The organism is Streptomyces sp. NPDC048290 (assembly GCF_040652095.1).
Classification (GTDB): domain Bacteria; phylum Actinomycetota; class Actinomycetes; order Streptomycetales; family Streptomycetaceae; genus Streptomyces.
Genome location: NZ_JBEZLM010000010.1, coordinates 237781 through 263963 on the forward strand (window position 1 = coordinate 237781; position 26183 = coordinate 263963).

A 26183-nucleotide genomic window follows, 5' to 3' on the forward strand; every position below is an offset into this window, starting at 1 on the left:
GAGGGACGGGGAGGGAGGGGGAGGGAGGGGGAGGGAGGGGGAGGGGTCGGGTGGGCGTGCGGGGCGGTCAGGGAGGGGCGGTCAGCGGTCGGGAAGGGGCGGGCGGGAAGGGGCGGGCGGGTCAGCCCGTCGTCACCTCGGACAGCGCGCGGAAGATCAGGGCCGTCGAGGTCGCGCCGGGGTCCTGGTGGCCGGTGCTGCGGACGCCCAGGTAGGAGGCGCGTCCCTTGCGGGCCTGCAACGGGATCGTGGCCCGCATACCCGCCTCCGCGGCGTCGGCGGCGGCCCCGGCCGACGTGGCGAAGTCCGCTCCGGCGCGGGCCGCCCCGGTGAAGGCGGTCACGGCGGGGGCGTAGGCGTCGATCATCGTCTTGTCGCCCGGTGCGGCCGTGCCAAGGCGCTGGATGCTCTCCAGCCCCGCCGCCAGCGCCGCCGCGAACGCCTCCGGCGCGGCGACCGGCCCGGCCAGCTCCTTGCCGACCGCCCGGAACGCCCCGCCGTACAGCGGACCCGCCGCGCCGCCGATACTGGCGATCAGGGTGGTGCCGGTGAGGGTGAGCACCCCGCCCACGGTCGTACCGGCGGGGGCGGCGGCCACCGCGACGGCCGCGGCGGTGAAGCCGCGGTCCATGTTGGTCCCGTGGTCGGCGTCGCCTATCGCGGAGTCGAGCTGGGTCAGGTGGTCCTTGTGCCGGCCCACGGCCGCGGCGATGGCCCGTACCCAGGCGCGGGCGAGGTCGGTGTCCATGGGGTCTCCGTTCGCTGGTTCGGTGCGTAGGGCGCCGTCGGCCGGGGCGGTGGGCGGGGCGTCCCGTCCCCCGGGCCGACCCTCCCGTCCCCCGGCCCGGCACACCGCGCGGGAGACGCCCGCCCTGTCCGGGCTCGTCTCATAGTTGCCCACCGGACCGCGAGGAGGCTTCGAGCACCGCCCGGTCGGCGGTGTCGCTGGGCTGCTGCACGGCGCTGGCTCCTTCTCAAGCGGGTGCCATGGACACCCGGGGCACCGGGGCGGGGCGTCGGGTCCGGCTCCGGGCGTTCATCAATGGCGAACGTTGTTCCGGAAGTTAAGGCCGGGTTTCACGGCTGTCAAGGGTCGGGACGGGGGATGCCGGGTCCCTCACGTCCGTGCGTCCCCCGTGTCCACGCGTCGCCCCTCGTCTCCGCCCACGTGTCCGCCCCTACGTCGGCCTTCCCCGCTCCTTCCCCGCCCCTTCCCCGCCCCTTCACCGCCCCGGCACCGGGGCCGGTTCAGCCGCCACCGGAGTCGCCGTCGCCGACGCCGCCGCCCGACGTGACGCGCCCAGGTCACGGGACAGGTTCCGCGCGGTCTCCCGGACCGCCACGGCGAGGTCCTGGCGGGACGCCGGGCCGTCGAGGACCCGCTCCACCGGGCCCACGATCCCGATCGCCCCCGCGACCTCGCCGGACCGGTCGAAGACCGGCGAGGCGATGCCCGCGTCCCCGATCGCCGACTCCTGGTCCTCGATCGCGTACCCGGTGCGGGCCACGTCCGCCAGATCGCGCCGCAGCCGCTCCGGGTCGGTGACGCTGGCGCCGGTCAGCACCGCGAGGTCCCCGGCCAGCAGCCGGTCCCGCCCGGCGTCCGGCAGGGACGCGGCGATGGCCTTGCCCAGGGCGCAGGTGCTCCATGGGATGCTCGCGCCCACCTCCAGGATCTGCACGGCCCCCTCGGGGCGGAACGCGTGATGCACGACCAGCACGTGGTCGCCGGTGAGGACCCCCACCCACACCGCCTCGCCGGTCCGGTGCGCCAGGGCGTCCGCCCAGGTCAGCGAGCGGGTCCTCAGTTCCTGGGTGTCCAGATAGGCATTGCCCAGCTGCACCAGGTCGGGGCCCAGCTGGTACTTGGAGCTGTCCCGGTCCTGGGTGACCAGCCCCTCGATCTCCAGGGTCCGCAGCAGCGCGTGCACGGTCGGCTTGGCCACGCCCAGCCGCTCGGCCAGCTCGGTCACGCCCAGCCGGGGTCCGCCGGCGGCTAGTTCCCGCAGGATCTGCACTGCCCTCTGCACGGACTGGACCATCGAGATCTCCGATTCGCTATTCAGAGGCCGGTACTCGCCGTTCGGTATTGCTGAACGTTGTTCCGGGATTTACTGTGACTGTTCATGAGCGCATCCGTCGGCATCGTACTCGTGTCCCACAGTCCGCAGCTCGCGGCCGGGCTGCGGCTGCTGGTGCGGGAGATCGGGACGGACGCCGTCCCCGTTCTCATCGCGGCCGGGACCGGCGACGGCCGGATCGGCACCAGCAGCGATCTGGTCCGCGCCGCCATCCAGGCCGCCGACCGGGGCGCCGGTGTGCTGGTGCTGCCCGACCTCGGCAGCGCGGTGCTGACGACCCGTTCGGTGCTGGCGGAGCGTCAGCGTCCCGATGTGGTGATCGTCGACGCCCCGTTCGTGGAGGGCGCCGTCGCTGCCGTGGCCGCCGCCGCGTCCGGCGCGGATCTGCGGGCGACCGCCCGCTCGGCGGAGGAGGCCCGCCATGTCCGCAAGCTCTGACCGCGCGGCGGGACGCGTTCCGGGGTGGCCGTCCACGGCCGGACGCCCGCCGCGGACACGGGGAAGACGCCGTGGCCGTACGGACCTCACCGCACGGGCCGTGCCGCCCGGCCAGCGGGTTGAGACCGCCGTGCGGGCATAGCATGGAGGGCATGGAGGCCGATGCCACCAGGGGGGACGAACGGCGCGGGGCACTGCTGGACGCACGGCGGGACGACTGTCTGGCCACGGCCCTGCGCTCGGTCCATGCCCGGCTGGCGCCCGCCACCAGCACCGTCTATCTCGCCACCGGCCAGGGCGACCGGGCGAACGGCGACGGCCCGAACGGCGGCGGCCAGAACGGCAGCGGCCAGAACGGCAGCGACCGGAACGGCGACGGCGAGAGCGCCATCACCCCGATGCTGCTGCCCGCCATGGCCGTCGACACCCCCCTCGGGTTCACCCTGACCCCCGCCATGCCCGCCGACGACAAGCGCTACTCGTCCGCCGTCGCCTACCGCACCGGACACACCGTGATCTGGGACGACGAACGTATCCGCGGCCTCGTCCGGGGCGAGCCCGCGATGATCCAGTTCGTGCCGTACGCGATGGTCGTCGCCTCGGTGCCGGTGCGCACCCAGCGGCGCCGCTTCGGCGCGCTCACCCTGCGCTGGGCACCGCCGCGTGAAGTGACCGACGAGACGGTGGAGTTCCTGACCGCCGCCGCCGACCGGCTCGCGATGGAGCTGGAGGCGCTCGCCGGACAGGGCGCCCGGCTGGAGCCGCCCCCCGCGCCCGTCTTCATCCCCGCGGCCCCCGACGCCCCCTGGGGGCCCGCCTCCAGCACCGGGTTCCTGTACCGCTTCCAGCGGCTGGCCACCGGTCTCACCGCGGCCAAGGGCGTCCGGGACGTCCTCGCCACCACCCTGTCGGAGGTGGTCCGGCCGTTCGGCGGCCGGGCCATGGCGCTGTGTCTGACCGAGCGGGGCAGGCTGCGGATCGCCGGGTCCGCCGGATTCGCCCGCACCGAGCTGCGCGGCCTCGACGGACTGGTCCTCACCGGCCGCTCCCCGGAGGCCGACGCCACCGTGGGACTGCGGCTGCTGTTCGAGCCGTCCGCCACCGCGCTGCACCGCGCCTACCCCGGACTCGACCGCTACGACGACGACTCCTGCGCCTGGCTGTTCCTGCCACTGATCGCCGACGGCCACGCGGTCGGCTGCTGTGTGCTGGCCGCCGAACGCCCCAGCACCCTCGGCGACGCCGATCTCTCGGTCCTCATGATCATGCTGGGCCAGGTCGGGCAGTCCCTCCAGCGGGCCCGCGCCTATGAGCGGGAGCACCTGATCGCCCGCAGCATGCAGCACGGACTGCTGCCGCGCACCCTGCCGCACCTCGCCGAGATCGTCTCCACCGCCCGCTATCTGCCCGCCGACACGGGCGCCGAGGTCGGCGGCGACTGGTACGACATGATCCGGCTGCCCGGCGACCGGGTCGGCCTGGTCATCGGCGATGTCGAGGGCCACAGCCTGGAGGCGGGCGGCACCATGGGCCAGCTGCGCAGCGCGGTCCGCGCCTACGCGACCGAGGGCCACGACCCGGCCGAGGTGCTGGCCCGCAGCAACCGGCTGCTGTGCGCGCTCGACACCAACCACTTCGCCACCTGCTGCTGTCTCTGGCTCGACCTGGAGACCGGCACCGCGACCCTGGCCTCCGCCGGCCATCCCGCGCCGGTCCTCACCGACGCCGACGGCCTGGGCCTCACCTGCGAGGTGCGGGTCGGCCCACCGCTCGGCGTGGACCCGGAGTCCACGTACCTCCAGACCGAGTGCGCGCTCACCCCCGGCTCCGTCGTCGCCCTGTTCACCGACGGACTGCTCGACCTCAGCCACCGGGACGTGGACAGCGGTCTCGCCGAGCTGCGCTCCACCCTCGTCGGCGGCCGGGACGAGGACCTGGAGATCCTCGCCGACCGGCTGGTCGGCGAGACCGGCTCCGCCACACTGCGCGACGACGACCTCGCCCTGCTGCTGGTCCGCTACGACGGCCACGGCGAGAGCCCGTACGGCCGGGTCGCCCAGGTCTTCGTGCAACGCCGCGACCTGCGCCATGTGGGGCGGCTGCGGCACTACATGCAGGATCTGCTGCCCGGCTGGGGGCTGGACGGGCTCCAGGACGAACTGGAACTGCTGCTCACCGAGGTGGTCACCAACGCCCTGGTGCACGCCGACAGCGATGTCGACGTCCGGCTGCGGGAGTATCCGGACCATCTGCGGGTCGAGGTGCGTGACAGCGACCCCCGGCCGCCGCTGCTGGTCGCCGACCTGGGCCCCGGCGACACCGGGGACGCCCAGGCCGAGTCGGGCCGGGGCATGCTCATCGTGGACGCGCTGGCCCAGTCGTGGGGCAGCTCACCGGCCGGACGGGGCAAGACGACCTGGTTCGAACTGGGCGTCCCGCAGCGCGGCTGAGCCCGCGTGTGCCCTCAGGGGGCCGTGGCCGACGAGAGGCCGTCGTCCACCGGGGTGTCCTCCGGCTCCAGTGCGAGACCGGAGCGGCGGGCCTGTTCCAGCAGCAGGGTGGCGAAGTCGTCGTCGGTGAGTCCGGCGCCCACCGCGGACTGCACCAGCTGGGCCGTGGCCGCGGCGAGCGGCATCGGCACCTCCAGCTCCCGGGCGGCGGCCAGACCGAGGTCGAAGTCCTTGCGCAGCAGGACATTGGTGAAGGTGGGCGTGAAGTCCAGGCCGACCAGCGCCGGGGACTTGTACCGGGTGAAGACGGACCCCATCACCGAGTCGTTCAGGAACTCCAGGAACGCGGCCCGGGACACCCCGCCCCGCTCGGCGAGGACGGTGATCTCGGCGAGGGACTGGGTCACCACGCCCAGGAACACGTTGTGCGCGAGCTTCACCAGCCGGGCGGTCTCGGCCTCGCCCACATAGGTGACGCCCCGGCCCAGCAGCGCCAGCAGCGGGGCGACGGCGTCGTACACGGGACGGTCGCCGGAGACGGCGACGGTGAGCTTCCCGGCGGCGATCACCTGCGGGTTGCCGCTGACCGGGGCGGCGAGGAAGTCGGCGCCGCGGTCGGCGGCGGCCCGCCGGACCAGCGTCGAGACCTCCGCCGAGACCGTCGAGCTGTCGATCAGCACGCCGGGCGCGCGGTCGGCGGTGAGGACACCGCCGGGTCCGGTGGTGACGGCCTGGAGGTCGGCGGAGGCGGACACCGTCACGAACACCACGTCCCGGTCGGCCAGCTGATCGGGCCGGTCGACGACCGTGGCGCCGCGCGCGGCGAGGGGCTCCGCCTTGGCCCGGGTCCGGTTCTGGACGGCCACGTCATGGCCCGCGTCCAGCAGCCGCGAGGCCAGCTGGAACCCCATCCGTCCGGTGCCGATCCAGCCGATGCGGGGACGGTCGGTGGCGACGTAGGTCATGGTCTTTCCTCACTGTGGGGCGGGCGGTGCGTGGGGGCGCCTGGAGGGACGGGGCGGGACGGGGAGGGACGGGACGGCACGGGGGCCGGAGCGGGGCGGCCGGGTGCTCGGCAGTGTAGGGAGCGGGGGACCTGTCCGGCGGGCGGCACGACCGAGGGCCCCCGCCGGGTGGCGAGGGCCCTCGGGGGCGTGCCGGGTCAGTGGCCGTGCGGCGCGGCCTCTTCGCTGGGGGCGCCCGAGCCGGCGGGGGCCTCCGAGCCGCCCGAGTCCGCCGTGTCGCCGGAGGCCGCCGCCTCGTCCGCGTGCACCGTGAACGCCGCCGTCCGGACCTCGCCGTCGACCTTGAAGTCGAGGAACAGACGGTAGGCGCCGCCGCTCGGGGCGGTGGCCGTGAAGGCGACCTCCGGGGTGCCGGACGGGGTGTCGCCGGTCGCCTCGGTGTGCGGGTGGACATGGAGATACGCCAGGTCACCGGAGCGCAGGGCGACAAGATGGCCGTAGGCGCCGAGGTAGGGCTGCAGATCGGTGACCGGCTCGCCGTCCCGGGTGACGGTGAAGGTCAGGTCGCTCGCGGCGCCCGCCGTGAGGTCGCCGCCGAGGGTCACCTCGTAGCCGTCGACGGTCGCCTTCGCCTTCGCCGGGGGCAGCCCGGCCGGTGCGTAGGCGCCCGAGACCGCGAGGTCGGCGCCCAGGGTGAGGCCCTCCTGCTCGGCGGCCGGGCGGAAGTCGGCGAAGACGCGGTAGCCGCCGGGCTCGGGGAGCGTGGTGCGGGTGCTCCAGGTGCCGTCGGCCGCGCGGTCCGGGTGGAGGTGGCGGAACGTGGTCAGATCGCGGGAGGCGACGATCAGATGGAGTTCCTTCTCGTGCTCCTCGGCGAAGCCGGTGACCGGACGGCCCTGCTCGTCCCGGATGACCAGGCGCAGCTCGGTGGGCCGGTCGGCGGCGACACGCGGGGTCGTCAGATCGAGGGTGTAGCCGTCCTGGGAGATCTGGAGGCCGCCGGGCGTGGTGTCGCCACCGCTCTCCCCGGCTCCGGTGCCGCTCTCCTTCTCCTTCTCCGTCTCCTTCTCCGGATCGCCGCCGTGCCCGGTGCCGGTGTGCGCGGCCGGTTCCGGGTCGGCGTTGATCGGGGAGACCGCGGTGCCGACTCCGTAGGCGGCGGCGAAGCAGACGGCGAGGGCCGCGCCGAAGGTGCCGATCTTCTGGAGGGGACTCATCGTGGACTCCTGGGGTCGTAGCCTTGCCTTTTATACCCATGGGGGGTATACATGAGAACAGCTTATACCCCCTAGGGGTATAAAGTGAAGAGAGAGCGCCCCAGGAGCAGCGAAGAGGAGTGAAGTCGCCGTGAGCCCCACCACAGCACCCGGTGCCACCGAGGTCGAACTCGCGATAGGCGGGATGACCTGTGCCTCCTGCGCGGCGCGCATCGAGAAGAAGCTCAACCGCATGGACGGCGTCACCGCGACCGTCAACTATGCCACCGAGAAAGCCAAGGTCAGCTACGCCGACGGGACCGAGGTCGCCGACCTGATCGCCACCGTCGAGGCCACCGGCTACACCGCGCGCAAGCCCGAGCCCCCGCGCACCGGCGGCACGGGCGGCGCGGACGCGGGGGACGCCGACGAGCCCGACGAGCTGCTGCCGCTGCGCCAGCGGCTGATCACCGCCGTCGTGCTGTCCGTCCCGGTGATCGCCATGGCGATGGTCCCGGCCCTCCAGTTCGAGTACTGGCAGTGGCTGTCCCTCACCCTGGCCGCCCCCGTCGTGGTCTACGCGGCCTGGCCGTTCCACAAGGCCGCCTGGACCAACGCCCGGCACGGCGCCGCCACCATGGACACCCTGATCTCGGTCGGTACGTCGGCCGCGATGATCTGGTCCCTGTGGGCGCTGTTCTTCGGCACCGCCGGGACACCCGGCATGACCCACCCCTTCGAGCTGACCATCGCCCGAAGCGACGGCGCCGGGAACATCTATCTGGAGGCGGCGGCCGGTGTCACCGCGTTCATCCTGGCCGGGCGCTACTTCGAGGCCCGCTCCAAGCGCAAGGCCGGAGCCGCGCTGCGCGCCCTGATGGAGCTGGGCGCCAAGGACGTCACCGTGCTGCGCGACGGCCAGGAGACCCGTATCCCGGTGTCCGAGCTGGCGGTCGGCGACCGGTTCGTGGTCCGTCCCGGCGAGAAGATCGCCACCGACGGCACGGTCGTCGAAGGCACCTCGGCCGTCGACGCCTCCATGCTCACCGGCGAGTCCGTGCCGGTCGAGGTCGGCCCCGGCGACGGGGTGACCGGCGCGACCGTCAACGCGGGCGGACGGCTGCTGGTCGAGGCCACCCGGATCGGCGCCGACACCCAGCTCGCCCGGATGGCGAAGCTGGTGGAGGACGCGCAGAACGGCAAGGCCGCCGCGCAGCGCCTCGCCGACCGGATCTCGGCCGTCTTCGTCCCGATCGTGATCGCGCTGTCCCTGGCCACCCTCGGCTTCTGGATCGGCAACGGGGCCGGTGCCGCCGCGGCCTTCACCGCCGCCGTCGCCGTCCTGATCATCGCCTGCCCCTGCGCCCTGGGCCTCGCCACACCGACCGCGCTGATGGTCGGCACCGGGCGCGGCGCCCAGCTCGGCATCCTGATCAAGGGCCCGGAGGTGCTGGAGACCACCCGCAAGGTCGACACCGTCGTCCTGGACAAGACCGGCACGGTCACCACCGGCAAGATGACCCTGCTCGCCGTCCGCACCGCCGAGGGCACCGACGAGAAGGACGTGCTGCGGCTCGCGGGCGCCCTGGAGCACGCCTCCGAGCACCCCATCGCCCAGGCCGTCGCCACCGGCGCCGCCGAGCGCACCGGCACCCTCCCCGTCCCGGAGGACTTCGCCAATGTGCCCGGACTCGGCGTCCAGGGCGTGGTCGACGGCCACGCGGTGCTGGTCGGCCGGGAGAAGCTGCTGGCCGAGTGGGCGATGGAACTGCCCGCCGAACTGAAGCTCGCCAAGCAGCAGGCGGAGGCCGCCGGACGGACGGCCGTCGCGGTCGCCTGGGACGGTGAGGCACGGGCCGTCCTGGAGGTCGCCGACGCGGTGAAGGACACCAGCGCCGAGGCCATCACCCGGCTGCGCGCCCTGGGCCTGCGCCCGGTGCTGCTGACCGGCGACAACAAGGCCGTCGCCGAGTCGGTCGCGAAGGAGGTCGGCATCGACGAGGTGATCGCCGAGGTGATGCCGGAGGACAAGGTCGACGTGGTCAAGCGGCTCCAGGCCGAGGGCCGTTCGGTGGCCATGGTCGGGGACGGGGTCAACGACGCCGCCGCGCTCGCCCAGGCCGACCTGGGCCTGGCGATGGGCACGGGCACGGACGCCGCCATCGAGGCCGGTGACCTGACCCTGGTCCGCGGCGATCTGCGGGCCGCCGCCGACGCCATCCGGCTGGCCCGCAAGACCCTGGGCACCATCCGGACCAACCTGTTCTGGGCGTTCGCCTACAACGTGGGCGCGCTGCCGCTGGCCGCGGCGGGGCTGCTCAACCCGATGATCGCGGGCGCGGCGATGGCCTTCTCGTCGGTCTTCGTGGTCGGCAACTCGCTCAGGCTGCGAGGCTTCCGGCCCACGAGCTGACGACGGCTCGCCCGCCCCGGCCTACCGGCTGACGGCGGGCCACCCGCCCTGGCCCTCCGGCGCCCCGGTCCCCTGCGGACCGGGGCGCCGCCGCCTGCGCGGCCCCGCACATGTCCCCCTCAGGGCCGCAGCGCAGGGAGGCCGAAGCGCTGGGGCACCGCGCCCGACTCCTCCTTGGCGTCCGTCGCGTTGACCGAGTACACGAACGTCCGGGTCAGATCCCGGGTCGCGGCGACGGCCGTCGCGTACCCCGGCCGGGACCCGGACTTCACCCAGTACTCCACGCCCCCGGCCGGGAACCGCTCGAAGGCCATCCCGTACCGGGCCGTGCCCCGCTCCACCCGGGGCACGGTGAGCATCTCGTCCACCAGCCGCTCCGGCAGCAGCCGCCCGCCGAACAGCCCCTGGACCAGCCGCTCCAGATCGGCCGTCGTCGAGATCAGGTCACCGGCCGCCCAGCGGTCCGCCATGTTCCACTCGGTGACATCGGTCAGCGTCCCGCCGATCACGTCGTACCCCCGGTTGTGCGGTCCCCGTACCCGCGGATCGGTCCCGGCCGGGAAGGAGCTGTGCCGCATCCCCAGCGGCCGGAACACCAGCTTCCGCGCCTGCCGCGCGTACGCGTCCCCGGTGACCTTCTCGACCAGCATCCCCAGCACGGTGTACGAGATGTTCCCGTACCGCTGGACCTGCCCCGGGGCGGCCTCCGGGCCCGCGGCGACCGACGCGGCCACCACCTCCTCGGGGGTCACCGTCTCGAACCGGTGCGGATAGCTCTCGTCCACCGTCCCGCCCGGCTGCGCGGCCCCCGGCCGCAGCCCACTGGTGTAGTTCAGCAACTGCCGTACGGTGACCGGCCCGAACTCCGCGGACAGCAGCCCCGGCAGATACCGCTGGACCGTGCCGTCCAGACTGATCCGGCCCTCCGCCACCAGCCGCAGCACCAGCGCCGCCGTCACCACCTTGGTGACCGACCCGGCCCGGAAGCGCCCGTCCGCCAGCGCGGGGGACCCGGTGCGGACCTCGCGCACCCCGCCCGACCCGCGCCACGCGCAGTTCCCGCCCACCCGTACGGTCGCGGCGGTCGCCATCGCGTCCGGCAGCGCGGCCAGTTCCCGGGTGAGACCGGCGATGTCCGGCCCCGTCCCGGCCTCGGCGGAACAGCGCTGCACGGCAGTGGCGGGTACGGCGACCGCGCCCGCGCCCGCCCCCAGCGTGAGGGCGAGCGCGGCGGCGGTGACGGCGAGCACGGACGAACGGCGGCGCGCCACGGGCGACTTCGACATGGGACGGCTCCGGAGGATCGCGGTGGAGGGGACGCGATCATCCTCCGGGCGTACGGCACGGCCCGGATCGTCACCGGGAAGGGCTCGCGCCCCTGACGGTCCCCTGACCCGCACCGGGCCCCGCTCACCGCACCCCGCAGGGAACACCCCTAGGGATCACAACCCCCTGAGGATCAAGGCGCCCCAGGAAGACCCTCGCCCCGCACCGCGCACAGCACATCCACCCGGTTGGTCGTGATCGAGTCCACGCCCATCCGGATCAGGCGGCGCATCGAGCGGCGGGTGTCCGGGGTCCAGGTCGAGACCAGCACCCCGTCATGGTGGAGCCGGGCCACCAGATCGTGATCGAGCAGGGTGAAGCGGTAGTTGAGCCAGCGCGGCCGGATCGCCGCCAGCAGTCCCGCCCTCGGCGGCGCCAGGGTCGTCCGGGTCAGTGCGATCTCCGCGCCCGCGTCGGCGGCGCGGACCGCCAGCATCGCCTGGGCGTCCGCCGTGTAGTACACCCGGTCGGCGGCTCCCGCCTCCCGTACCGCACCGACGATCCGGCGGGCCGCCCGGACGTCCGCCAGCCCCGGCAGATCCAGCATCAGCCGGGCGTCACCGGTCGCGGCCAGCGCCTCGGCGAGCGTGGGGACACCGCCCGCCGTCACCTCCGCGACCTGGTCGGCGGTCAGTTCGGCCAGCGGGCGGTCGTGCTCCCACAGCCGGGACAGCGTCGCGTCGTGCAGCAGCACGGGCACGCCGTCCCGGGTCAGCCGGACATCGACCTCCACGGCGTCCGCGCCCCGGCGGAGCGCGGAACGCAGGGAGTCGAGGGTGTTCTCGCGGGCACGGTAGGGGTCACCGCGGTGGGCCACGGCGGTCACGTTCTGCATACCCCCCATTGTGACCACCGGCCGCGCCTCCCGGCCGCCGGTGCCGTCAGACGGCGGGCCGGGGCGTCCAGCTCGCCACGTACGTGTCGATCTCCGCCGTGATCCGGTCCTTGCCCGCGCGGTCCAGGAAGGACGCCTCGACCGCGTTCTTCGCGAGGTCGCCGATACCGCGCTCGTCCAGGTCGAGCAGCCGGGCGGCGACCGCGTACTCGGTGTTCAGGTCCGTGCCGAACATCGGCGGGTCGTCGGAGTTGATCGTCACCAGCACTCCGGCCCGGGTGAACTCCTTGACCGGGTGCTCGTCCAGCGTGGCCACCGCGCGGGTGGCGATGTTGGAGGTCGGGCAGACCTCCAGCGCGATCCGGTGCTCGGCGAGATGCGCGAGCAGCTTCTCGTCCTGCGCGGAGCTGGTGCCGTGTCCGATGCGCTCGGCGCGCAGATGGGTCAGGGCGTCCCACACCGTCTCCGGCCCGGTCGTCTCGCCCGCGTGCGGCACCGACCGCAGCCCGGCCGCGATGGCGCGGTCGAAGTACGGCTTGAACTGCGGGCGCGGTACGCCGATCTCGGGCCCGCCGAGCCCGAAGGAGACCAGGCCCTCCGGGCGCAGCCGGTCGTCGGTGGCGAGGCGCACGGTCTCCTCGGCGGCCTCCAGACCCGCCTCGCCGGGGATGTCGAAGCACCAGCGCAGCACCGTCCCGAACTCCGCCTCGGCCGCCTTGCGGGCGTCCTCGATGGCGTCCATGAACGCCCGCTCGTCGATGCCGCGCCGGGTGGAGGAGAACGGGGTGATGGTCAGCTCCGCGTACCGCACCTGCTGGCGGGCCAGTTCACGGGCCACCTCGAAGGTCAGCAGCCGGACGTCCTCCGGGGTGCGGATCAGGTCCACGACGGACAGATACACGTCGATGAAGTGCGCGAAGTCCGTGAAGGTGAAGTAGCGGGCGAGCGCCTCGACATCGGTGGGGACGGCGGAGTCGGGGTGCCGGGCGGCCAGTTCGGAGACGATCCGGGGGGAGGCGGAGCCCACGTGGTGGACATGGAGTTCGGCCTTGGGCAGTCCGGCGATGAAGGCGCGCGGGTCGCGCGCGTCACCGGCGCCGAAAGCGGAGTGCTGCTGGGTCATCGGGGCCTCCCCGGGAAGGGCGCCGGGCACCCCGGTGGGGGTGCGGCGCGGGTGATCGGCTGATCATGTGGCAGGGACATCGTAGGACGGAACCGCGCGAGGGGTCCCTGCCGTCGTTCCGGGCGAGCGATCACGCGTTCGGGACCGGCCGCGGGGCGCGCCGGACGAGGCCGTAGCATGGCCGGGACGAACGACTCAGGGGGGCGGGACATGACGGACCCGAAGACGCCGGGCGGGACCGACGGGAACGGCGGCTACGACCCCTGGGCGCCGCCGGAGCACCGGCAGCCCGGCGACGCGGACCGCCCGAGCGGCCCTCCGCCGCCCTCCGTGCACGACCAGGCGACCATGGCCGCGATGCCCGCGGCCGGCTTCCCGCCGCCCGCCGCCCCGGGTGGCCCGTCGCCGTACGACACCGCGGGCCACGCCCCGTACGACACCACCGGCGCCGGTGCCGTACCGCCGCCGCCCGCCGGGCCCGGTGCCGCCGGGGGCTACGGCTACCCCGGCGCCGGTTACCCGCAGGGCGACTACCCGCTGCGCGGCTACGGCTACCCCGGCGCCCTGATGCCCCCGCAGAACGGCATGGGCACCGCCGCGATGGTGCTCGGCATCCTGGCCTGCTGTCTGTTCTGTGTGTACGGCGTGGTCTCGGTGATCCTCGGCATCCTCGCGATCGTCTTCGGCATCAAGGGCAAGAAGCGGGCCGAGCAGGGCATCGCCGACAACCGCGGCCAGGCACAGGCGGGACTGATCACCGGCATCATCGGCCTGATCCTCGGGGTTGCCACGATCGTCCTGCTGATCGTCGGTTTCGCCACCGCGATCAGCGAGTTCGAGGAGGAGGACCCGTACTACGACGACCCGTACTACGGGGCCTACAGCGCACCTCTGGACATCACCCGGGGTCACTGAGCCCGGTCCGTCGAACCGGCCGGAAACCGTCACGGCATCCGCACCCCGGGTGGTCCGCGCGGCCACTACGATGCCTTGTCGGTCGACGAGGGGAGACGATTCCATGTCCGATACCAATCCCGGTTCCCATCCAGGTGAGTTCGGACCTCCGCAGCCTCCGCAGCAGCCTCCACCGCCCCCGGCGTACGGGCAGCCCCAGAACCCCCCGGTCTACGGCTACCCGCAGGCCGCGTACCCGCCGGCCGCCTATCCGCCCGCCCCGCCCGTCGGCTATCCGCAGGCGGCCGGCTATGTGATGCAGGTCCAGCCGAGCAACGGCATGGGCACCACCGGTCTGGTGCTCGGCATCATCGGCGTGGTGTGCAGCCTGACCTTCTTCATGTGGTTCATCGGGGTCGTCCTCGGCATCCTGGCGATCATCTTCGGCGCCGTCGGGCGCGGCAAGGCGATCCGGGGCGAGGCCACCAACAAGGGCGCGGCGACCGCGGGGCTGGTCTGCGGCATCGTGGCGACGGTGATCCTGCCGGTGCTGGGCTTCGTGGTGTTCGCGAGCTTCATGAGCGTGATCTGACATCTGCCGGGCCCCGCCGACCGGACGCGCGGGGCCCGCTGTCCTTCTCCCAGGACCGCCGGGCGCGGCTCCCGTCCCGCTATTACCGGCCAGCGGCCGGCAGCCGCTCCCGTACCGCTATCACCGGCCAGCGGCCCGTGGCCGCTCAGCTCCCTGTACCGCTTCCCGTACCGCTAGGCGGCCCGCAGCCGCTGCCGCGCCGCCATCAGTGCGAAGCCCAGCAGGTTCAGCCCCCGCCAGCGCTCCGGGTCCTCCGCCTCCGGGTCCTTCGCGGTCCACCCGACGCCCCACACCAGGTCCACCGGACTGGCCTCCACCAGCACCCGGTCCCCGGTGCCCAGCAGATACGCGCGCAGCGCCGGGTCCGAGGCGAACTTGTGGACACTGCCCTCGGTCACGATCCGCAGCCGCTCGCGCAGCCACACGCTCTCGTCGAAGCCGCGCACCAGCCGCCCCGCCTTCTTGGCCTCCGCCGGATGCCCGGCCGCCAGGACCCGCCGCTCCCCCTCGGAATCCGCGAACAGCCGTGCCTTCGCCGCCATCATCCAGTGCTCCGCGGTCGCGTACCGCACCTCGTCCACCACGAACGGTGACGGCCACCACTGGCTGAGACAGCTCGCGCCGAGCCGTCCGTCCGGCAGCGGCTGGTTCCCCCAGAAGGCCAGATAGCGCGGCCTCGCCCCCGCCCGGACCGCGCTGACCAGGGCGTCCCGCCCGTCTGCCGTTCCCATGATCCTCGTCATGCACGCGAGTCTGGCACGCACCACGGACACTCCGTCCTGCCTTTTCCTGGTGGACTCGACACCTGGTCGACAGATTCCGTTGCGTAACCAAAAGGCAACAACGGAATCACTTGTTGGCCTCCCGTCCCTCTGTCAGGATCGGCACTCAAATCGAGCTGGAGCTACGCCACCCACCCCGCAGCGAAGCGGGGCGAAGGCGGAGGAGAGCGACATGCACAACCCGGGCAAGACCACCCCGGAACGGTTCCCCGCCCAGGAGCGCTTCGCGGACGGCGCGCAGTTCATCGCGGGCCGCCTCACGAAGGGCACCTCAGGCCGCACCTTCGCGGTCGTGGACCCCGCGAGCGGCGAGGAGGTGTACCGCTACGACCTGGCCGGTCCCGACGACGTGGACGCGGCCGTCGCCGCCGCCAGAGCCGCCTTCCCGGGCTGGTCCGGCGCCACCCCGGGCGAGCGTTCGGACGCGCTGCACCGCTTCGCCGCCGTCCTCGCCGAGCGCGCCGAGGACTTCGCCCGCGCGGAGTCCCTCCAGTGCGGCAAGCCGCTCAAGCTGACCCGCGAGTTCGATGTGCCGGGCACCGTCGACAACACCGCGTTCTTCGCCGGTGCCGCCCGCCATCTCCAGGGGCAGTCCGCCGGTGAGTACTCCGGCGACCACACCTCCTACGTCCGCCGTGAGGCGATCGGGGTGGTCGGCTCCATCGCGCCCTGGAACTATCCGCTCCAGATGGCCGCCTGGAAGATCCTCCCGGCCATCGCCGCGGGCAACACCATCGTGCTCAAGCCCGCCGAGCTGACCCCGCTGACCTCGCTGCTGTTCGCGCAGGCCGCCACCGACGCCGGGATCCCCGACGGGGTGATCAATATCGTCACCGGCACCGGCAAGGAGGCCGGTGAGCACCTGGTCGGCCACCCCGATGTGGCCATGACCTCCTTCACCGGCTCCACCGCCGTCGGCAAGCGGGTCGCCGAGGTCGCCACCGCCACCGTCAAGCGCCTCCACCTGGAGCTGGGCGGCAAGGCCCCCTTCGTGGTCTTCGACGACGCCGACCTGGAGGCCGCCGCCAACGGAGCCGTCGCCGGAGCCCTGATCAACACCGGCCAGGACTGCACCGCCGCCACCCGCGCCTACGTCCAGCGCCCGCTGTACGAGGCGTTCGTCGCCCGCACCGCCGAGCTGATGGCCTCCGTACGGCTCGGCGACCCGTTCGCCGCCGGTACCGACCTCGGCCCGCTGATCTCGCGTGTCCAGCGCGACCGGGTGGCCGGATTCGTCGACCGGGCCCGGTCCTACGCCCGGGTCGTCACCGGCGGTGAAGCTCCCCTGGGCGATCTGGAGCGCGGCGCGTACTATCGGCCCACGCTCGTCGCCGACGCGGCCCAGGACAGTGAGATCGTCCAGTCCGAGATCTTCGGGCCCGTCCTCGTCGTGCTGCCCTTCGACACCGACGACGAGGGCATCCAGCTCGCCAACGACACCCCGTACGGCCTCGCCGCCTCCGCCTGGAGCCGCGATGTGTTCCGCGCCAACCGCGCCACCCGTGAGATCAAGGCGGGCTGCGTCTGGGTCAACGACCACATCCCGATCATCAGCGAGATGCCGCACGGCGGCTACAAGGCGTCCGGCTTCGGCAAGGACATGTCCGCGTACTCCTTCGAGGAGTACACCCAGATCAAGCATGTGATGTTCGACAACACCGCGGTGGCCCGCAAGGACTGGCACCGCACGATCTTCGGGGACCGATAGCGAATCCGGCCGGCGACCACGGCCGCCCACCTCCCGAAAGGGCAATACGCGCATGGAGCAGTACGAGCCCGACCGCCTGTCACCGGCCCGGGTGGCCGCCATGCGGCGCGGCCTCGGCCGCGGCCGGGCGTCCCTCAGCCGCCGTTCGCTGCTGCGCGCCTCCACCGGTGGCGCGCTGGCGCTCGGCGGCCTCGGAGCGCTGAGCGGGTGCGGCATCCCCCCGGCCGCCAAGACCGCCGGGGTGTCGTCCGAGGACCACTCGGCTAAGGAGAAGACCGTCAACTTCTCCAACTGGACCGAGTACATGGATGTCGACGAGAGCGGCAAGGGCCGTCCCACGCTCGAAGCGTTCAAGAAGCGCACCGGGATCTCGGTCAAGTACACCGAGGACGTCAACGACAACGTCGAGTTCTTCGGGAAGATCAAGCCGCAGCTCGCGGCCGGTCAGGACACCGGCCGCGATCTGATCTGCGTGACCGACTGGCTGGCCGCCCGGCTGATCCGGTTCGGCTGGGTGCAGAAGCTGGACCCGGCGAACCTGCCGCACGCGTACACCAACCTGTCCGCCCAGTTCCGCAACCCCGACTGGGACCCCGGCCGCGCCTACTCGTACCCCTGGCAGGGCATCTCCACCGTCATCGCCTTCAACCGCAAGGCGCTCGACGGCATCGAGGTCGCCTCGCTGTCCGACCTGCTGGACAACCCCAAGCTCAAGGGCCGGGTCGGACTGCTCTCCGAGATGCGCGACACCATGGGCCTGGCCCTGCTCGACCTGGGCAAGGACCCCGGGAAGTTCACCGACGACGACTTCGACGCCGCGATCGCCAGGCTCCAGAAGGCCGTCGACAACAGCCAGATCCGCCGCTTCACCGGCAACGACTACACCTCCGACCTGACCAAGGGCGACCTCGCCGCGTGTGTCGCCTGGGCCGGGGACGTCGTCCAGCTCAAGGCGGACAACCCGGACGTGGACTTCGTCATCCCCGACAGCGGCTATATGACGTCGTCGGACAACCTGCTGGTCCCCAACAAGGCCCGGCACAAGACCAACGCCGAGAAACTCATCGACTACTACTACGAGCCCGGCCCGGCCGCCCAGCTCGCCGCGTACATCAACTTCGTGTGCCCGGTGGACGGCGTCAAGGCGGAACTCGCCAAGATCGACGAGGACGCGGCGAACAACCCGCTGATCATTCCCGATCAGGAGATGGCCGCCAAGTCCCGCTCGTTCCGCTCGCTCAGCGAGGACGAGGAGACGGCGTACGAAGAGAAGTTCGCGAAGCTCACAGGGGCGTGACGAGACGATGACGACGACAGACAGCAGCGGCGACGTCCGCCTCACCGGTATCAGCAAGACGTACGGCTCCTTCACCGCCGTGCATCCGCTCGACCTGACCGTGCCGCAGGGCTCCTTCTTCGCCCTGCTCGGTGCCTCGGGCTGCGGCAAGACCACCACCCTGCGCATGATCGCCGGTCTGGAGGAGCCCAGCGGCGGCACCGTCCACCTCGGGGACCAGGACGTGACCCGGCTGCCGCCCTACAAGCGGCCGGTCAACACGGTCTTCCAGTCCTACGCGCTCTTCCCGCACCTGGACATCTTCGAGAACGTGGCCTTCGGGTTGCGCCGGCGCGGCATCAAGAGCGTGAAGAAGCAGGTCGAGGAGATGCTCGACCTGGTCCAGCTCGGCGAGCAGGCCCGCAAGAAGCCGCACCAGCTCTCCGGTGGCCAGCAGCAGCGCGTGGCGGTCGCCCGCGCCCTGATCAACCACCCCAAGGTGCTGCTCCTGGACGAGCCGCTCGGCGCCCTCGACCTCAAGCTGCGCCGCCAGATGCAGCTGGAGCTGAAGCGCATCCAGACCGAGGTCGGCATCACCTTCGTGCATGTCACACACGACCAGGAGGAGGCCATGACCATGGCCGACACGGTCGCCGTGATGAACGCGGGCCGCGTGGAGCAGCTCGGCGCCCCCGCCGACCTCTACGAGAACCCGCGCACCACGTTCGTCGCCAACTTCCTCGGCACCTCCAACCTCATCGAGGCCGAGGTGGACGGCCGCTCCGGCGACGACATCGTGCTCAAGGCGGGCGGCGGCAGGCTCACCCTGCCCGGCGCCCGGAACTCCGCCCCCGCCACCACCGGCGGCACAGTGCTGCTCGGGGTCCGCCCGGAGAAGATCTCCCTCGCCCACGCCGCCGACGCGGACGACATCCCGGCCGGCCGCAACCGCCTCACCGGCACCATCGCCGACGCCAGCTTCATCGGCGTCTCCACCCAGTACGTGGTGGACAGCCCCGCCTGCCCGGAACTCGCCGTCTACGTCCAGAACGTCGACCGCGACCCCCGGCTGGTGCCCGGCGCCGAGGTCGTCCTGCACTGGAACCCGGCGCACACCTTCGGCCTCGACGCCGCGCAGGACATCGATGCGGGCGTCGAGAAGGTCGAGGAAGAGGTCTGATGGCGACGACCCTCGCCGAGGCGCCCGCACCGGCGGCGCCCGAGACCCCGGCCAGGCCGCCCCGCAAGCGGGGCCGCTGGACGCCGTACCTTCTGCTGCTGCCCGGACTGCTGTGGCTGGTCGTCTTCTTCGCGCTGCCGATGGTGTACCAGGCGTCGACCTCGGTGCAGACCGGCTCCCTGGAGGACGGCTACCAGGTCACCTGGCACTTCGCGACCTACTGGGACGCGGTCTCCGAGTACTGGCCGCAGTTCCTGCGCTCGGTGCTCTACGCCGGGTCCGCGACCGTGCTCTGTCTGCTGCTCGGCTATCCGCTGGCGTATCTGATCGCCTTCCGGGCGGGCCGCTGGCGGAACCTGATCATGATCCTGGTGATCGCCCCGTTCTTCACCAGCTTCCTGATCCGCACCCTGGCCTGGAAGACCATCCTCGCCGACACCGGACCGGTGGTCAGCGCGCTGAACTCGCTGCACATCCTCGATGTGACGAGCTGGCTCGGGATGACCGCCGGGGACCGGGTGCTCGCCACCCCGCTCGCGGTGATCTGCGGTCTGACCTACAACTTCCTGCCGTTCATGATCCTTCCCCTCTACACCTCGCTGGAGCGGATCGACGGACGGCTGCACGAGGCGGCCGGGGATCTCTACGCCCGTCCCTTCACCACCTTCCGCAAGGTCACCTTCCCGCTGTCCATGCCCGGTGTGGTCTCCGGCACCCTGCTGACCTTCATCCCGGCCACCGGCGACTATGTCAACGCCGATCTGCTCGGCTCGACCGACACCCGCATGATCGGCAATGTCATCCAGACCCAGTTCCTGCGGATCCTGGATTACCCGACGGCCGCCGCGCTGTCGTTCGTCCTGATGTTCGCGATCCTGCTCATGGTGACGCTGTACATCCGTAGGTCCGGCACGGAGGATCTGGTTTAAATGGCCTTCGTCAACTGGCTCAAGCGCCGTTTCGTCGTCATCGCGGGACTGATCACCCTCGGATATCTCCTTCTTCCGAACGTGATCGTCACGGTCTTCTCCTTCAACAAACCGAAGGGCCGCTTCAACTACGAGTGGCAGGAATTCTCGCTGGACGCCTGGAAGGACCCGTGCGGGGTCGCCGACATGTGCGGCTCGCTCTCGCTCAGCCTCCAGATCGCCCTGTGGGCCACCATCGGCGCCACCGTGCTCGGCGCGATGATCGCCTTCGCGCTGGTCCGCTACCGGTTCCGGGCGCGCGGCGCGGTCAGCTCGCTGATCTTCCTGCCGATGGCGATGCCCGAGGTGGTCATGGCCGCCTCGCTGCTCACCCTGTTCCTGAACATGGGCATCCAGCTCGGCTTCTGGACCATTCTCATCGCCCACATCATGTTCTGCCTGAGCTTTGTGGTGACGGCGGTCAAGGCGCGCGTGATGTCGATGGACCCCCGATTGGAGCAGGCCGCGCAGGATCTTTACGCCGGTCCCGTCCAGACCTTTCTGCGGGTCACCCTGCCGATCGCGGCGCCGGGTATCGCGGCGGGCGCGCTGCTGGCCTTCGCGCTGTCCTTCGACGATTTCATCATCACCAATTTCAACGCGGGCTCGACCGTCACCTTCCCCATGTTCGTCTGGGGCTCGGCACAGCGCGGTACGCCCGTTCAGATCAATGTCATCGGTACGGCCATGTTCCTGATCGCCGTACTGTTGGTCGTGGCCTCCATGGTCATCGGCAACCGCCGCAAGAAGCAGAAGGCGTGACCTTCTTCGGCGGCCTTTCCTGAATCACGTCCTTACGTCTCGTAAGCCCTGTAGGGAGTTGAAATCATGGCCGCTGGAGCCATGAGCCGTGGCAGCACCTGGACGAAATCCCTCGCGGACGTCCAGCCGGTCCCGTACTGGCTGGACGACCCCGGCCGCCCGCGCCCCGAGCCCGCCCTCACCGGCGCCGAGACCTGCGATCTGCTGGTCGTCGGCGGTGGGTACAGCGGACTGTGGACCGCGCTGATCGCCAAGGAGCGCGACCCCGGCCGGGATGTCGTCCTGGTCGAGGGCCGGGAGATCGGCTGGGCCGCCTCGGGCCGCAACGGCGGTTTCTGCGCCGCCTCCCTCACCCACGGGCTGTCCAACGGGCTGACCCGGTGGCCCGACGAGATCCACCGGCTGGAGGAGCTGGGCGCCCGCAACCTCGACGAGATCGAGGCGGCGGTCGCCCGCTACTCCCTGGACTGCGAGTTCGAGCGCACCGGTGAGATCGATGTCGCCACCGAGACCTACCAGGCGTGGGAGCTGCGCGACTGGTACCAGGAGCTGGAGCGCGAGGGCCTCGCCGACGGCCTCGACCTGCTGGACGCGGACCAGGTCCGGGCCCAGGTCGACTCCCCGACCTTCCAGGCGGGGCTGTACGACCGCCGGGGCGTCGCCATGGTCCATCCGGCCAAGCTGGCCTGGGGCCTCAAGCGGGCCTGCGCCGGACTCGGCGTCCGGATCTACGAGCACACCCCCGCCCTCGACCTGAAGCCGTACGGCGCCGGGATGGCCGTGCGCACCCCGTACGGCTCGATCCGGGCCCGCAACGTGGCGCTGGGCACCAACATCTTCCCCAACCTGGTCAAGCGGGTCCGGGCGTACACGGTCCCGGTCTACGACTACGCCCTGATGACCGAGCCGCTCACCGCCGAGCAGCTCGGCGCGATCGGCTGGAAGAACCGGCAGGGCCTCGGCGACTCCGCCAACCAGTTCCACTACTTCCGGCTCTCCGCCGACAACCGCATCCTGTGGGGCGGCTACGACGCCATCTATCCCTACGGCGGGCAGGTGCGCGCCGAGTACGACGACCGGCCGGAGACCTACGCCAAGCTCGCCGGGCACTTCTTCACCTGCTTCCCGCAGCTGGAGGGGGTGCGCTTCACCCACGCCTGGGGCGGCGCGATCGACACCTGCTCGCGCTTCTCGGCGTTCTTCGGCACCGCCCACCAGGGCAAGGTGGCGTACGCGGCGGGCTACACCGGCCTCGGGGTCGGGGCCACCCGGTTCGGCGCCGATGTGATGCTGGATCTGCTGGCGGGGGAGCGGACCGAGCGGACCGAGCTGGAGATGGTCCGCAAGAAGCCGCTGCCGTTCCCGCCGGAGCCGTTCGCCTGGACCGGGATCGCGCTCACCAAGTGGTCGCTGGCCCGCGCGGACGAGCGGGGCGGGCGGCGCAATCTGTGGCTGAAGACGATGGACCGGCTGGGGCTGGGCTTCGACAGCTGACGGAAGCCGGCCGACCCCGGCGCCACATCGTTTGCTGATGTGATCCGGCTCACTCCAACGAGTCGGCCCAATCGGCGTAATGCCAGGCCAGGACCTCCCTCTTATCCCTGACGCGAGCGCGTCGTACGACAAGAGGGAGGTCTTTGTCATGACAGGTGCCAAGACGGCGGTCGAATGGCTGGCATCCGTCGCACCCGATCCTGAGTCCTGCCGCTGGGAGTGGGAGCGCAACCCCCTGGGGGTGGCGCTGCTTCCGGCGGGCCGGGCCTGGGACGTCCTGATCCTGCCGGGCGAGCTGGGCTATCCGACCCTGGATGTGCTCTCCCGCATCCTGGACCGGCCCGGTCCGGTGCTGGCCGACTTCGGCGACGCCCGGATGGGTTTCCTGGTGCCGCCCGGCACCGCGGCCCGCTGGATCGGCACCGGTGTCCGCACGGCGGGCGCCGGGACCTGGATCGTGGTCCCGTACCCCGGCCGGGCCACCGGCGGGGTGCGCTGGCTGGTGACGCCGGACGGCTCCGGCACGCTCACCGACCCGGCGCTGCTGGAACTGGCGATGCACGAGGCGGCGGCGGGCCTTGCGGTGGAACGTGATCGCGACCGGGATCGCGACCGGGAACACGGATGGGACCGCGACCGGGACCGGGACCGGGAACACGGATGGGATCGTGACCGGGATCGCGACCGGGACCGGGACGGCTGAGCGGGGGCCAGTCGAGCCGGTCGAGCCGGTCGAGCCGGGTCCATCGGACCCGTCGACCACGGTGTCCCGTCCAGGTCCAGGGGCCGGACACCCGAGGACGAGCCCGGTCCCCGCGAGGGGGCCGGGCTTCTCCGCGCCCGGACGGCCACCGCGGGGGCGGGAAAGCGGCGCCGCGCGATGCCGGTGGAGCCGCGGGGTCTTGACAACCCAATTGGTCTGGACCAAATTGTGTGCGCTCCCTCCACGCACCACACCCGCGCCGACCGCGCCGCACACGCCGGTCCTCCGCTCCGCCCTGCCCTCTTTCCCGCGCTCTCCCTCGCTCTCCCCGCGCTCTCCCCTCGTTCGGAGGCACTCGTGGATCGCACAGCACACACAGCACACACGCCATGCACGCCACACACACCACATGCGTCACGCGGCTCCCGCCCTGCCCGCCCCAGATCCCTCGTCCGCCGCGCCCTGCTCGCCCTGCTCACCACCGCCGCGCTCGCCGCCTCCGGGATCACCTCGGCCGCCGTCGCCGCCGATGTGGACCTGGCCCGCAACGGCGGCTTCGAGTCCGGCCTCGCCAACTGGACCTGCACCAACGGGACCACGGTCAACAGCCCCGTGCGCAGCGGCAGTTCGGCCCTGCGCGCCACTCCGGCGGGCAGCGACAACGCCCGCTGCTCGCAGACCGTGAACGTGCAGCCCAACTCCCAGTACACGCTGACCGGCCATGTCCAGGGCTCGTACGTCTATCTCGGCGCCAGCGGCACCGGCACCACCGATGTGTCCACCTGGACCCAGAACGCGCCGAGCTGGCAGCAGCTCTCCACCACCTTCCGCACCGGCCCCTCCACCACCCGGGTCACCGTCTACACCCACGGCTGGTACGGCACCCCCGCCTACCACGCCGACGACATCACCCTGGTCGGCCCGGGAGTGGACCCCGGCCAGCCGCCCGCCGTGCCGACCGGGCTGAGGGCCGGGACGATCACCTCGTCCAGCGTCGCCCTGTCCTGGACCGCGGTGACCGGCGCCACCAGCTACGCGGTCTACCGCGACGGCGTCCGCGTCCAGACGGCCACCGGGACCTCCGCCACTATCAGCGGACTGACCGCCTCCACGGCGTACTCCTTCCAGGTCACCGCGGTCAACGACGCCGGGGAGTCGGCCCGTTCGACGGCGGTCGCGGCCACCACCACCGCCGGGGGCGGCACCAACCCGGGCCAACTGCCCCCGCACGCCCTGGTCGGCTATCTCCACGCCAGCTTCGCCAACGGCTCCGGCTACACCCGGCTCGCGGACGTCCCCGACAGCTGGGACGTCATCGACCTCGCCTTCGGCGAGCCCACCTCGGTCACCTCCGGAGACATCCGCTTCCAGCGCTGCCCGGTGACCGCCTGCCCGAACGTGGAGAGCGACGCCGACTTCAAGGCCGCCATCCAGGCCAAGCAGGCGGCGGGCAAGAAGGTGCTGATCTCCATCGGCGGACAGAACGGCCAGGTGCAGCTCACCACCACCGCCGCCCGGGACATGTTCGTCAGCTCCGTCTCGAAGATCATCGACGAGTACGGGCTCGACGGCCTCGACATCGACTTCGAGGGCCACTCGCTGTCCCTGAACGCCAACGACACCGACTTCAAGAACCCCACCACCCCGGTGGTCGTCAACCTCATCTCGGCGGTGAAGACCCTCAAGGCCAAGTACGGCGCCGACTTCATTTTGACCATGGCCCCGGAGACGTTCTTCGTCCAGCTCGGCTACCAGTACTACGGCACCGGCCCCTGGGGCGGCCAGGACCCGCGCGCGGGCGCCTACCTCCCGGTCATCCACGCCCTGCGCGACGACCTCACCCTGCTGCATGTCCAGGACTACAACTCGGGCCCGATCATGGGCCTGGACAACCAGTACCACTCCATGGGCGGCGCCGACTTCCACATCGCCATGACCGACATGCTGCTCACCGGCTTCCCGGTGGCGGGCAACCAGAACAACGTCTTCCCGCCGCTGCGCCCCGAACAGGTCGCCATCGGTATGCCCGCCTCGGTCAACGCGGGCAACGGCTATGTCTCCCCCGGCGAGGTCACCAAGGCGCTGGACTGCCTGACCAAGAAGACCAACTGCGGCTCGTACACCACCCATGGCACCTGGCCCGCCCTGCGCGGCCTGATGACCTGGTCGATCAACTGGGACCGGTTCGCGAACTGGGAGTTCCAGCGGACCTTCGACGGCTACTTCCCGTGACCGGCGCCCAGGTCCTGAGCGCACGGGCGTAGCCCAGCAGCAGGACCGCGCCGAGACACCACCCGGCCACCACGTCCAGCGGCCAGTGGTACCCCCGGCGCACCAGCCCGTACGACACCCCGAGCACCGCCGCCGCGCACAGCACCAGCAGTGCGCGGCGCGCGGTGTCCGTGCGCGTCCAGGGCAGCACAAGCAGCACCGCGGCGCCGTAGGCGACCAGCGCGGTCACCGTGTGACCGGACGGGAAGTAGCCGGTGGCGGGCGGTACGGCCGGGGTGCCCGGCCGGTCGGTGAGCAGCTTGACCGGGACGACCAGCAGCGGCACCAGCGCCATGAGGGCAGCGGCTGCGGCGGCCGGAAGCCACCAGCGGGCCAGGCCCGCCGCCCGTGCCCGCCAGGCCGCACAGCCCGCCGCCAGCGCCAGCACCGGGACCGCGACCCCGACATTGCCCAGGTCGGAGAGCAGCTCCGAGAACCGGTTCGGGTGGATCAGCGCCCGGCTCAGCCGCTCGTCGAGCGGGATCAGCGGACCGCCCGCCGTCACCTGCCAGGTGAACAGCAGGAAGGCGGCGACCAGGACGAGAGGAAGCAGGAGGAAGGGCACGCCCCCAGCTTCGCAGCCCCCTGCCCGGCGCCCCGCACACCGACGCGGCTTAAATTGACTCACTCAAATCTGACCGTTAGCGTGGAAGCAGGATCGAGGTGCGCCCGCTGTCGCCGCCGCCCGTCCCGCAGCAGAATCCCCCGCCGCGCTCACCGTCGACC

The 26183-nt window shown here is 72.1% G+C and carries 21 protein-coding genes and 1 pseudogene; 13 read left to right on the forward strand and 9 right to left on the reverse strand.

The genetic code is table 11. From position 1 onward, the window contains the following. Window positions 1-121: 121 nt before the first annotated feature. Together dhaL and AB0D49_RS19675 are read right to left on the reverse strand one after the other, a co-directional pair. Window positions 122-748 carry a dihydroxyacetone kinase subunit DhaL gene (gene dhaL, locus AB0D49_RS19670; protein WP_362758755.1) on the reverse strand — a complete coding sequence of 209 codons (627 nt, stop codon included), beginning with the start codon at window positions 746-748 and terminating at the stop codon, window positions 122-124. A gap of 475 nt (window positions 749-1223) precedes the next feature. Continuing rightward, complete coding sequence (locus tag AB0D49_RS19675) at window positions 1224-2030, reverse strand: IclR family transcriptional regulator (protein WP_362758757.1); 807 nt, start codon at window positions 2028-2030, stop codon at window positions 1224-1226. 96 nt (window positions 2031-2126) lie between these two features. Between AB0D49_RS19675 and dhaM the strand changes: the two genes are divergently transcribed. Both dhaM and AB0D49_RS19685 read left to right on the forward strand, forming a co-directional pair. Then, window positions 2127-2519, forward strand: coding sequence for a dihydroxyacetone kinase phosphoryl donor subunit DhaM (dhaM, locus tag AB0D49_RS19680; RefSeq protein WP_362758759.1), 393 nt, complete (start codon window positions 2127-2129; stop codon window positions 2517-2519). A 152-nt stretch (window positions 2520-2671) separates the two neighbouring features. Beyond that, complete coding sequence (locus AB0D49_RS19685; RefSeq protein WP_362758761.1) at window positions 2672-4969, forward strand: SpoIIE family protein phosphatase; 2298 nt, start codon at window positions 2672-2674, stop codon at window positions 4967-4969. Between the two features lie 14 nt (window positions 4970-4983). On the opposite strand, the gene AB0D49_RS19690 is transcribed toward AB0D49_RS19685, so the two are convergent. Together AB0D49_RS19690 and AB0D49_RS19695 are read right to left on the reverse strand one after the other, a co-directional pair. After that, complete coding sequence (locus AB0D49_RS19690; RefSeq protein ID WP_362758763.1) at window positions 4984-5934, reverse strand: NAD(P)-dependent oxidoreductase; 951 nt, start codon at window positions 5932-5934, stop codon at window positions 4984-4986. Between the two features lie 197 nt (window positions 5935-6131). After that, a complete protein-coding gene (locus AB0D49_RS19695) occupies window positions 6132-7151 on the reverse strand; it encodes a hypothetical protein (protein ID WP_362758765.1) in 1020 nt (339 codons plus the stop codon). 130 nt (window positions 7152-7281) lie between these two features. Here AB0D49_RS19695 and AB0D49_RS19700 point away from each other — a divergent pair, with 130 nt between their 5' ends. Then, window positions 7282-9543, forward strand: a complete 2262-nt coding sequence (locus tag AB0D49_RS19700; RefSeq protein ID WP_362758767.1) for a heavy metal translocating P-type ATPase — start codon at window positions 7282-7284, stop codon at window positions 9541-9543. Window positions 9544-9662: 119 nt separating this feature from the next. Here AB0D49_RS19700 and AB0D49_RS19705 read toward each other — a convergent pair whose 3' ends face one another. From AB0D49_RS19705 to AB0D49_RS19715, 3 genes are all read right to left on the reverse strand, one after another. Beyond that, complete coding sequence (locus AB0D49_RS19705) at window positions 9663-10829, reverse strand: serine hydrolase domain-containing protein (protein WP_362758769.1); 1167 nt, start codon at window positions 10827-10829, stop codon at window positions 9663-9665. 173 nt (window positions 10830-11002) lie between these two features. Then, a complete protein-coding gene (locus AB0D49_RS19710; protein WP_362758771.1) occupies window positions 11003-11704 on the reverse strand; it encodes a glycerophosphodiester phosphodiesterase in 702 nt (233 codons plus the stop codon). 46 nt (window positions 11705-11750) lie between these two features. Further along, window positions 11751-12827: an adenosine deaminase gene (locus tag AB0D49_RS19715; RefSeq protein ID WP_362758773.1), complete on the reverse strand. Its 1077-nt coding sequence runs from the start codon at window positions 12825-12827 to the stop codon at window positions 11751-11753. A gap of 210 nt (window positions 12828-13037) precedes the next feature. Between AB0D49_RS19715 and AB0D49_RS19720 the strand changes: the two genes are divergently transcribed. Together AB0D49_RS19720 and AB0D49_RS19725 are read left to right on the forward strand one after the other, a co-directional pair. Then, on the forward strand, window positions 13038-13742 hold the full coding sequence (locus AB0D49_RS19720) for a DUF4190 domain-containing protein (protein ID WP_362758775.1): 705 nt from the start codon (window positions 13038-13040) through the stop codon (window positions 13740-13742). A 103-nt stretch (window positions 13743-13845) separates the two neighbouring features. Next, window positions 13846-14313, forward strand: coding sequence for a DUF4190 domain-containing protein (locus AB0D49_RS19725; protein WP_362758777.1), 468 nt, complete (start codon window positions 13846-13848; stop codon window positions 14311-14313). A 173-nt stretch (window positions 14314-14486) separates the two neighbouring features. Here the strand turns inward: AB0D49_RS19725 and AB0D49_RS19730 are convergent, their stop codons facing one another. Next, window positions 14487-15056, reverse strand: coding sequence for an NADAR family protein (locus tag AB0D49_RS19730; RefSeq protein WP_362758779.1), 570 nt, complete (start codon window positions 15054-15056; stop codon window positions 14487-14489). A gap of 211 nt (window positions 15057-15267) precedes the next feature. Between AB0D49_RS19730 and AB0D49_RS19735 the strand changes: the two genes are divergently transcribed. The 8 genes and pseudogenes from AB0D49_RS19735 to AB0D49_RS19770 all read left to right on the forward strand — a co-directional run bounded on the left by AB0D49_RS19735 (window position 15268) and on the right by AB0D49_RS19770 (window position 25418). Next, on the forward strand, window positions 15268-16803 hold the full coding sequence (locus AB0D49_RS19735) for a gamma-aminobutyraldehyde dehydrogenase (protein ID WP_362758781.1): 1536 nt from the start codon (window positions 15268-15270) through the stop codon (window positions 16801-16803). Window positions 16804-16855: 52 nt separating this feature from the next. After that, complete coding sequence (locus AB0D49_RS19740; protein WP_362758783.1) at window positions 16856-18100, forward strand: spermidine/putrescine ABC transporter substrate-binding protein; 1245 nt, start codon at window positions 16856-16858, stop codon at window positions 18098-18100. Window positions 18101-18107: 7 nt separating this feature from the next. Then, window positions 18108-19259, forward strand: coding sequence for an ABC transporter ATP-binding protein (locus tag AB0D49_RS19745; RefSeq protein WP_362758785.1), 1152 nt, complete (start codon window positions 18108-18110; stop codon window positions 19257-19259). Then, window positions 19259-20188, forward strand: coding sequence for an ABC transporter permease (locus AB0D49_RS19750; RefSeq protein WP_362758787.1), 930 nt, complete (start codon window positions 19259-19261; stop codon window positions 20186-20188). The genes AB0D49_RS19745 and AB0D49_RS19750 overlap by 1 nt, the downstream gene beginning before the upstream one ends. Then, a complete protein-coding gene (locus tag AB0D49_RS19755) occupies window positions 20189-20989 on the forward strand; it encodes an ABC transporter permease (RefSeq protein WP_362758789.1) in 801 nt (266 codons plus the stop codon). A 66-nt stretch (window positions 20990-21055) separates the two neighbouring features. Beyond that, window positions 21056-22483 carry an FAD-dependent oxidoreductase gene (locus tag AB0D49_RS19760; protein WP_362758791.1) on the forward strand — a complete coding sequence of 476 codons (1428 nt, stop codon included), beginning with the start codon at window positions 21056-21058 and terminating at the stop codon, window positions 22481-22483. A gap of 148 nt (window positions 22484-22631) precedes the next feature. Beyond that, a pseudogene (locus tag AB0D49_RS19765) lies at window positions 22632-23066 on the forward strand (hypothetical protein); the annotation flags it as partial. 582 nt (window positions 23067-23648) lie between these two features. Beyond that, window positions 23649-25418, forward strand: a complete 1770-nt coding sequence (locus tag AB0D49_RS19770) for a glycoside hydrolase family 18 protein (RefSeq protein WP_362758912.1) — start codon at window positions 23649-23651, stop codon at window positions 25416-25418. Here AB0D49_RS19770 and AB0D49_RS19775 read toward each other — a convergent pair. Continuing rightward, window positions 25357-26022 carry a phosphatase PAP2 family protein gene (locus AB0D49_RS19775; RefSeq protein ID WP_362758793.1) on the reverse strand — a complete coding sequence of 222 codons (666 nt, stop codon included), beginning with the start codon at window positions 26020-26022 and terminating at the stop codon, window positions 25357-25359. The two genes, AB0D49_RS19770 and AB0D49_RS19775, sit on opposite strands and share 62 nt — an antisense overlap. Between the last annotated feature and the right edge of the window lie 161 nt (window positions 26023-26183).

What these genes read in the sequence shown, in the direction of transcription:
- AB0D49_RS19730 (WP_362758779.1), bottom strand. Translation starts at nt 15,056, where the DNA reads ATGACGAGGATCATGGGAACGGCAGACGGGCGGGACGCCCTGGTCAGC.
- AB0D49_RS19755 (WP_362758789.1), top strand. Translation starts at nt 20,189, where the DNA reads ATGGCCTTCGTCAACTGGCTCAAGCGCCGTTTCGTCGTCATCGCGGGA.
- AB0D49_RS19710 (WP_362758771.1), bottom strand. Translation starts at nt 11,704, where the DNA reads ATGCAGAACGTGACCGCCGTGGCCCACCGCGGTGACCCCTACCGTGCC.
- AB0D49_RS19695 (WP_362758765.1), bottom strand. Translation starts at nt 7,151, where the DNA reads ATGAGTCCCCTCCAGAAGATCGGCACCTTCGGCGCGGCCCTCGCCGTC.
- AB0D49_RS19725 (WP_362758777.1), top strand. Translation starts at nt 13,846, where the DNA reads ATGTCCGATACCAATCCCGGTTCCCATCCAGGTGAGTTCGGACCTCCG.
- AB0D49_RS19740 (WP_362758783.1), top strand. Translation starts at nt 16,856, where the DNA reads ATGGAGCAGTACGAGCCCGACCGCCTGTCACCGGCCCGGGTGGCCGCC.
- AB0D49_RS19715 (WP_362758773.1), bottom strand. Translation starts at nt 12,827, where the DNA reads ATGACCCAGCAGCACTCCGCTTTCGGCGCCGGTGACGCGCGCGACCCG.
- dhaL (WP_362758755.1), bottom strand. Translation starts at nt 748, where the DNA reads ATGGACACCGACCTCGCCCGCGCCTGGGTACGGGCCATCGCCGCGGCC.
- AB0D49_RS19735 (WP_362758781.1), top strand. Translation starts at nt 15,268, where the DNA reads ATGCACAACCCGGGCAAGACCACCCCGGAACGGTTCCCCGCCCAGGAG.
- AB0D49_RS19760 (WP_362758791.1), top strand. Translation starts at nt 21,056, where the DNA reads ATGGCCGCTGGAGCCATGAGCCGTGGCAGCACCTGGACGAAATCCCTC.
- AB0D49_RS19685 (WP_362758761.1), top strand. Translation starts at nt 2,672, where the DNA reads ATGGAGGCCGATGCCACCAGGGGGGACGAACGGCGCGGGGCACTGCTG.
- AB0D49_RS19745 (WP_362758785.1), top strand. Translation starts at nt 18,108, where the DNA reads ATGACGACGACAGACAGCAGCGGCGACGTCCGCCTCACCGGTATCAGC.
- AB0D49_RS19750 (WP_362758787.1), top strand. Translation starts at nt 19,259, where the DNA reads ATGGCGACGACCCTCGCCGAGGCGCCCGCACCGGCGGCGCCCGAGACC.
- AB0D49_RS19705 (WP_362758769.1), bottom strand. Translation starts at nt 10,829, where the DNA reads ATGTCGAAGTCGCCCGTGGCGCGCCGCCGTTCGTCCGTGCTCGCCGTC.
- dhaM (WP_362758759.1), top strand. Translation starts at nt 2,127, where the DNA reads ATGAGCGCATCCGTCGGCATCGTACTCGTGTCCCACAGTCCGCAGCTC.
- AB0D49_RS19720 (WP_362758775.1), top strand. Translation starts at nt 13,038, where the DNA reads ATGACGGACCCGAAGACGCCGGGCGGGACCGACGGGAACGGCGGCTAC.
- AB0D49_RS19690 (WP_362758763.1), bottom strand. Translation starts at nt 5,934, where the DNA reads ATGACCTACGTCGCCACCGACCGTCCCCGCATCGGCTGGATCGGCACC.